A 6,160-nucleotide genomic window follows, 5' to 3' on the forward strand; every position below is an offset into this window, starting at 1 on the left:
GCATCAGCAGGCATCCAGGAAGTCTTAGATGGTCCCCGCCAGGGGTTCAGGCAAGTTGTTGGCCGGGTGCTGTGAGCTTACGCGAATGAGCACACCCCACAGCAGTGTCCCTGCGCCCACCAAGGTCAGAGGCGCTGCCAAAGCAACAATTTTCTGCGGCCATGGGATGTCTTGGAACATGCCGTCACTGACTGATTGGGTACCCAACGCCAGCGGAAACATCAGCTGGGCAAACAAGACAAAGGCAGCACAGGCCAGCAGGCTGACACCTGCAACCATGGCGGCCTTGGCTGAGGACGCCAGGCCACCCGATGTGCCGGTGGGACGAACCACCACCAAGACGACCAGTACGCTCAAACCGAACACTGCCAAGATTGGCATCGCCTGGTTGAGAATGTTTACCCAGGGGATTGGCCAGTCCCGAAATGATGAGCCGCTCAAGGCTTCCATGGTGAATGGAAAGAAGTTGTGATAGAAAACCGCCAACACCGCCGACACCAAGGCACCGATGCCTATGGCTGCCATGCCGGCCCGCATGGCTTTGGCGTAGGACGGATGCTGGCGGGATCCCAAGAACAGCATGAACACCACAAGTGCGGCCCCTGCCACAATGAGCGGCACCCCCAGGTCGAGGATGAGCCAGCCCCAAGGGGTCACGGACATGCCAAGAAAATCTTCCGGTTTCGCAGTTCTTGAAGCCGGAATCACGGTGCTCGCGTTGAGGACAAAGATCCCGGCAGCAATGCTCAGCAAGGCAGCAGAAATACCAACAACCCATGTACGGCTGGTCCATGGGTCATTGCTCGGTTTGGATTCGGGCACCTCCAGACCATCGAGGTGCTGCTCGTCTGCGACCAGAGTAGCTGTTCCAGTGGCCGGGACTGAATCTAGCGGCGCACTTTTCTGCACCGGCAAGCCATCACCACCGGGCTGGAACATTGCCGGATATCGATCGTCAAAACCCATGTTGCCCATGCCCGCGCCCACCCCAATGCGCCGTGCTTGTTAGAGACTATTCCTCCAAGAATACCCAGCCCCAGTCATCGAGTTTCTTTGTGACAACAAGGCGGCACCCCGGGTTGGCCAAGAGCCCAACCGGGGTGCCGCCGTCGTCCCCCACGCCTGTCCACCTGCTGGCACGCCTGCAGCGGGACCCTCGGGCGTGTGGGCCCGTCATTTTGTCTAGACTGCTGCGCGGATCGCGTCGCCGAGGACGTCCAGGCCGTCGTTCAGAAGCTCGTCGCTGATAACCAGCGGGGGCAGCAGGCGGATAACGTTTCCGTAGGTGCCGCAGGTCAGGATGACTACGCCTGCCTGCAGGCAGGCTCCTGCAATGGCCTTGGCTGCTTCGGCGTTGACCTCCTTGGTGGTGGCGGCCGTGCCGGGCTTGACCAATTCGATCGCCATCATGGCGCCGCGGCCACGGATTTCGCCAATGATGTTGGCGGCACCCATTTCCTCAACGAGGGCCGCGAAACGGTCGGTGACGATCTTTTCAATATTGGCGGCGCGGCCGTTGAGGTCGTGCTCCTTCATGGTCTTAATGGCTGCCAGTGCTGCGGCGCAGGCGATCGGGTTGCCACCGTAGGTGCCGCCCAGGCCGCCGGGGTGAACGGCGTCCATGAGGTCGGCGCGGCCCGTGATGGCGCTCAGCGGCAAACCGCCACCGATGCCCTTGGCCATGGTGATGATGTCGGGAACAACACCCTCGTGCTCGGAGGCGAACCAGGCACCGGTGCGGCAGAAGCCCGACTGGACTTCGTCGGCGATGAAGACAACGCCGTTTTCCTTGGCCCACGCGGCCAGGGTGGGCAGGAAGCCCTCGGCCGGGACAATGAAGCCGCCCTCGCCCTGGATCGGTTCGATCACGATGGCGGCAACGGAGCTGGCCCCGATCTGCTTTTCAATCATGGTGATGGCGCGGCGTGCGGCTTCCTCGCCCTTGATGTCGGCTTCTTCGCGGAAGGGGTAGCTCATGGGCACACGGTAGATTTCCGGTGCGAACGGGCCAAAGTTGGTCTTGTACGGCATGGCTTTGGCTGTCAGCGCCATGGTCAGGTTGGTGCGGCCGTGGTAGGCGTGGTCGAAGGCGACGATGGCGTCACGGCCGGTGGCCAGACGTGCAACTTTGACCGCGTTTTCAACGGCTTCGGCGCCGGAGTTGAAGAGGACGGTGCGCTTCTCGTGGGTGCCCGGGGTGAGTGCATTGAGCTCTTCAGCAACGGCCACATAGCCTTCGTAAGGGGTGACCATGAAACAGGTGTGGGTGAAGTGCCCAACCTGCTCGCGGACTGCGTCCACCACATTGGCATCGGATGCACCAACGCTGGTGACCGCGATCCCTGAGCCCAGGTCGATGAAGGAGTTGCCGTCAACATCTTTGATGATGCCGCCGTCGGCATCTGCAACGTAGACGGGAACGCCTGAGGCCACACCGGCTGCAACTACAGCCTTGCGGCGGGTCTCGAGCGCCACGGACTTCGGACCGGGGAACGCACCAAGAATCTGGCGCTTCTGCTCAAGACGGAACTGGATTTCAGACATGAAAATACCTTTCAAAAGGAGGTGCTAAGAATGTGTTGTGGGGGCGGACTACGCGTCCAGGTTGCTCATGACGTGCTTGATTCGGGTGTAGTCCTCCACGCCGTACATGGACAGGTCCTTGCCGTAGCCGGACTGCTTGAACCCGCCGTGCGGCATTTCGGCGGTGAGCATGATGTGGGTGTTGATCCAGACGGCACCAAAGTCCAGGTCGCGGGAGACACGCATGGCCACACCGTGGTTGGAGGTCCACACGCTGGAAGCCAAGGCGAACTCGACGTCGTTGGCCATTTCCACGGCCTCTTCCTCAGTCTTGAACGTCTGGACCGTGATGACAGGACCAAAGGTTTCCTGCTGCACAATGTCGTCAGTCTGCTTCACACCGTCAACAACTGTTGCTTCGAAGAAGAAGCCCTTGTCACCTGCGCGCTTGCCGCCGGTGACCACTGTTGCGTAGTCCGGGATGTTCGCAACTACTTCGCTGACTGCGTTGAAATGGTTGATGTTGTTCAACGGCCCAAAATAGTTCAGGGAGTCGTCCGAGTGGCCTGTTTCCAAACCCTTGGTGGCTGTGGCCAAGGCGGCGACAAACTCGTCGTGGGCTGATTCCTCAACGAGCACGCGGGTGATGGCCGTGCAGTCTTGGCCGGCGTTGAAAAAGGAGAACTCGGCAATGGACTGGGCTGTCTTGCCCAGGTTTGCATCGGCGAAGACGACGGCGGGCGCCTTGCCTCCCAGCTCCAGGTGAGCGCGTTTGAGTCCCTTGGCAGCACCCGTGGCAACGGCGATGCCTGCTCGAACGGAGCCGGTGATGGAGACCATGGCCGGGATCTTGTGGTCAACCATGGCCGCGCCGGTGGCACCGTTGCCCAGAACAAAATTCAGCACGCCTGCCGGAACAATGTCCTTGGCGATGTCGGCAAACACCATGGTGCTTTCCGGGGTGGTGTCGCTGGGCTTGAGAACAACCGTGTTGCCTGCGGCCAGGGCCGGGCCGATCTTCCAGATCAGCATCAGGAACGGGTAGTTCCATGGGGTGACTTGGGCTATGACGCCTACGGGTTCGCGGCGCACATAGGAGGTCATGTTTTCCATGTACTCCCCTGCAGAGCGGCCTTCGAGCAGGCGTGCTGCGCCGGCAAAGAAACGCAGCTGGTCCGCTCCTGCCCCTACTTCTTCGGCGGCAATCATGGCCTTGACCTGGCCGGTGTTGCGGTGCTGTGCTTCCACAATCTCGTCACTGCGGGCCTCGATGGCATCTGCAAGTGCTAGCAGCACGGTTTGGCGCTGACCGGGAGTTGCATGCTTCCACGTTTTGAAGGCTGTGGCGGCTGCGCTCATGGCGGCGTCCACATCGGTTTGGGAAGAGATGGGTGCCTTGGCAACAACCTCACCGTTGGTGGGATTGACGATGTCCAAGGATTCCTCGCCGGAAACCGGGACAAATGCGCCGTTGATGAAGTTCTGCAAGGTCTGGACCACAGTGTTCTTACCTCTTAGCTCGATGTAGGGACGCGGGTGATACACCGCATATGCGAAATCCTAAGCCCGCGGCAGCCCCTGAGCGAATAGCCATGTGCACCACGTCACCCATTGGACGTAGTGCGTTTGTATAGTTGTTACATGGCACTTTCCTTGGCTGACCTGCTCGGCGTACCCGGCTTATCCCTGAAGAATCTAGGTTCCGTGAGAACTCCCCTCACAGCTGCCATCGACTGGGTGGCCGTCACCGAGCTGGAAAATCCCCAATCGTTCCTCAGCGGCGGGGAACTGGTGCTGACCACGGGGGCCCGGCAGGGCACAGTCGATGCGCAACGTTCCTTCGTTCGGCAAATTAAGCGCGCAGGAGCCGTTGGTATTGGTTTTGGAGTTGGTTTTGAGCATGCAGCAGTGCCCGCAGCTCTTTTGGCCGAGGCTGACCGCTGGGCAGTGCCAGTTGTTGAAGTCCCCTACAGCACCCCCTTCATCGCCATTGGCAAGCTGGTTGCCGACGCCCGATCATCGGACCACTACGCCAAGTTGGAGCGGTTGCTGCGCGAGCACCAGGTGTTGGCGCGCGCACTGCTAACAGGGGGCGGGTTGCCAGCGTTGTTGCAAAAGCTTTCCTCCATGGTGGCGGCGGATTTGGTCATCACCCAGTTCGGCGGCGAGGTTGCCACCACCGCGCCGGGGGCAATCCCGGACGACGGCGCATGGCATGCCGTTGCGCTTTCAACCGGGAAACGGGATTCCAGCACCTTGTGGCTGCGCAAACCCTTCCACGACGATGGAATCGTTGACTACGCCCGTGGCCTCATCAGCATTGAACTCAACAACCTGGTGCAGCGCCGGCACACAGAACGCCAAATTGCTGGGCAGGTCATCGCAGACATATCCCGGGGCACCCTGGATGCCGCTGATTCATCTGCCCGGCTGGAGAACCTGGGCATCGCCACAACTGCCAAGAACTTTGTTTTGCTGGTGCGGGCCGAAGAAAGCCAGTTCACCACCCTTTCCACCATCTCACTGCCGATCAAGCTGGAGACTGCTGTGGCCGCCGTCGTCCGTTCCGAGGGAAGCCAGGAGCTGGTGCTGGTGGTTCCCGCCCAAGCTGGCGATCCTACCGAGCTGGGCAGGGCCCTCAGCCACCAGATGCACAATGTAGGGATCACGGCACCCGTGGGAATCGGTGGCACCTACTCCCAAGCCAATGGTTTGCGCTGGAGCTATTTCGAGGCTCGTGAGGCTGCCACCCGGGGATTGGAAGTCAACGCCCCGGAGCGGCTGAGTTTGACGTCGCTGCTGCTGGCCAGTGAAGACGTACCCATGGCGGACATGGCAGCCGAGGCATTGGGCCCTCTCACGGCCTTTGATGCCTCACATGGGGCCGAATTGGTGGACACCTTGGAGACGTACTTGCGGCTCAATGGATCAGTGGCGGCCGTGGCTGACGCCCTGGCCTTGCACCGAAACACTGTCCGCTACCGGCTCACCCAAATTGCCGAACTCACCGGCTACGACCCGGCACTGACGCCTGACCGCGTTCAATTGTGGCTGGCGCTGGCTGTGCGCAGGTTATCCCCGCCGGCTTGATTCATGGCCCCGTTCGTGGAACGGGGCCGCTGGATCAAGCCAGCGGGAACAAACCCTGTTGCCTATGCGACGCTGCTGTGGCTGAACCTGCGGACCAGCAGAAGCAAGCCGAGACCTGCAAAGAGCGCCAGGATGGACAGGTAGATCGGCCACAGCCCGGTCCCCGTGTAGGCCAGCTGGGCAGGTGCTGCTGCGCCCAAAGCCTGCACACCGGAGCTCATGCCGTGAACGTTGCTGACTGTCACTGTGGGGGTAACGTGAACCACCGGAACTTTCGGTGTCACGTGAGTTACCGGGGTAACCGGCGTTACCGGAGTTACGGGAGTAACCGGAGTTACCGGAGTAACCGGAGTTACGGGAGTTACCGGCGTAACCGGGACAACCGGAGTTACGGGAGTTACCGTATTGGTGGCATGCGAGCCATTGGAAACAGCATTACCCAAAACACCCACGGCATTGCCGGAAACATTCACCGGAACCGTGATGGGAGCAGCAACCTGAACATTGCCCAGAACGTCACCAACAACCCCGCCCAGCAAACCGCCAC

General features: G+C 60.8%; 5 protein-coding genes and 1 pseudogene. 1 reads left to right on the top strand and 5 read right to left on the bottom strand.

Going from position 1 to position 6,160, the window contains the following annotated elements:
• Positions 1-24 precede the first annotated feature (24 nt).
• Genes CVS28_RS18885 through CVS28_RS18895 form a run of 4 tightly spaced genes read right to left on the bottom strand, consistent with a single transcriptional unit; the run spans position 25 to position 4,023 of the window.
• The gene (locus CVS28_RS18885; protein WP_133159203.1) at positions 25-975 is read right to left on the bottom strand and encodes a hypothetical protein; all 951 of its coding nucleotides are present in this window, start codon (positions 973-975) and stop codon (positions 25-27) included.
• A 37-nt stretch (positions 976-1,012) separates the two neighbouring features.
• A complete protein-coding gene (locus CVS28_RS20020; RefSeq protein ID WP_207797264.1) occupies positions 1,013-1,177 on the bottom strand; it encodes a hypothetical protein in 165 nt (54 codons plus the stop codon).
• Positions 1,178-1,182: 5 nt separating this feature from the next.
• Positions 1,183-2,544 (bottom strand): 4-aminobutyrate--2-oxoglutarate transaminase, encoded by a 1,362-nt coding sequence (gabT, locus tag CVS28_RS18890; protein ID WP_103464976.1) that lies wholly within the window; start codon positions 2,542-2,544, stop codon positions 1,183-1,185.
• A 48-nt stretch (positions 2,545-2,592) separates the two neighbouring features.
• Complete coding sequence (locus tag CVS28_RS18895; RefSeq protein ID WP_103464977.1) at positions 2,593-4,023, bottom strand: aminobutyraldehyde dehydrogenase; 1,431 nt, start codon at positions 4,021-4,023, stop codon at positions 2,593-2,595.
• Between the two features lie 141 nt (positions 4,024-4,164).
• On the opposite strand from CVS28_RS18895, the gene CVS28_RS18900 reads away from it, so the two are divergent.
• Positions 4,165-5,613 carry a PucR family transcriptional regulator gene (locus CVS28_RS18900; RefSeq protein WP_103464978.1) on the top strand — a complete coding sequence of 483 codons (1,449 nt, stop codon included), beginning with the start codon at positions 4,165-4,167 and terminating at the stop codon, positions 5,611-5,613.
• Positions 5,614-5,675: 62 nt separating this feature from the next.
• On the opposite strand, the pseudogene CVS28_RS19850 reads toward CVS28_RS18900, so the two are convergent.
• Positions 5,676-6,160: pseudogene (locus tag CVS28_RS19850) on the bottom strand (hypothetical protein); the annotation flags it as partial.

It is taken from the genome of Arthrobacter glacialis (genome assembly GCF_002909415.1).
Classification (GTDB): Bacteria; Actinomycetota; Actinomycetes; order Actinomycetales; family Micrococcaceae; genus Specibacter; species Specibacter glacialis.

What these genes read in the sequence shown, in the direction of transcription:
- CVS28_RS18885 (WP_133159203.1), bottom strand. Translation starts at nt 975, where the DNA reads ATGGGCAACATGGGTTTTGACGATCGATATCCGGCAATGTTCCAGCCC.
- CVS28_RS20020 (WP_207797264.1), bottom strand. Translation starts at nt 1,177, where the DNA reads ATGACGGGCCCACACGCCCGAGGGTCCCGCTGCAGGCGTGCCAGCAGG.
- gabT (WP_103464976.1), bottom strand. Translation starts at nt 2,544, where the DNA reads ATGTCTGAAATCCAGTTCCGTCTTGAGCAGAAGCGCCAGATTCTTGGT.
- CVS28_RS18900 (WP_103464978.1), top strand. Translation starts at nt 4,165, where the DNA reads ATGGCACTTTCCTTGGCTGACCTGCTCGGCGTACCCGGCTTATCCCTG.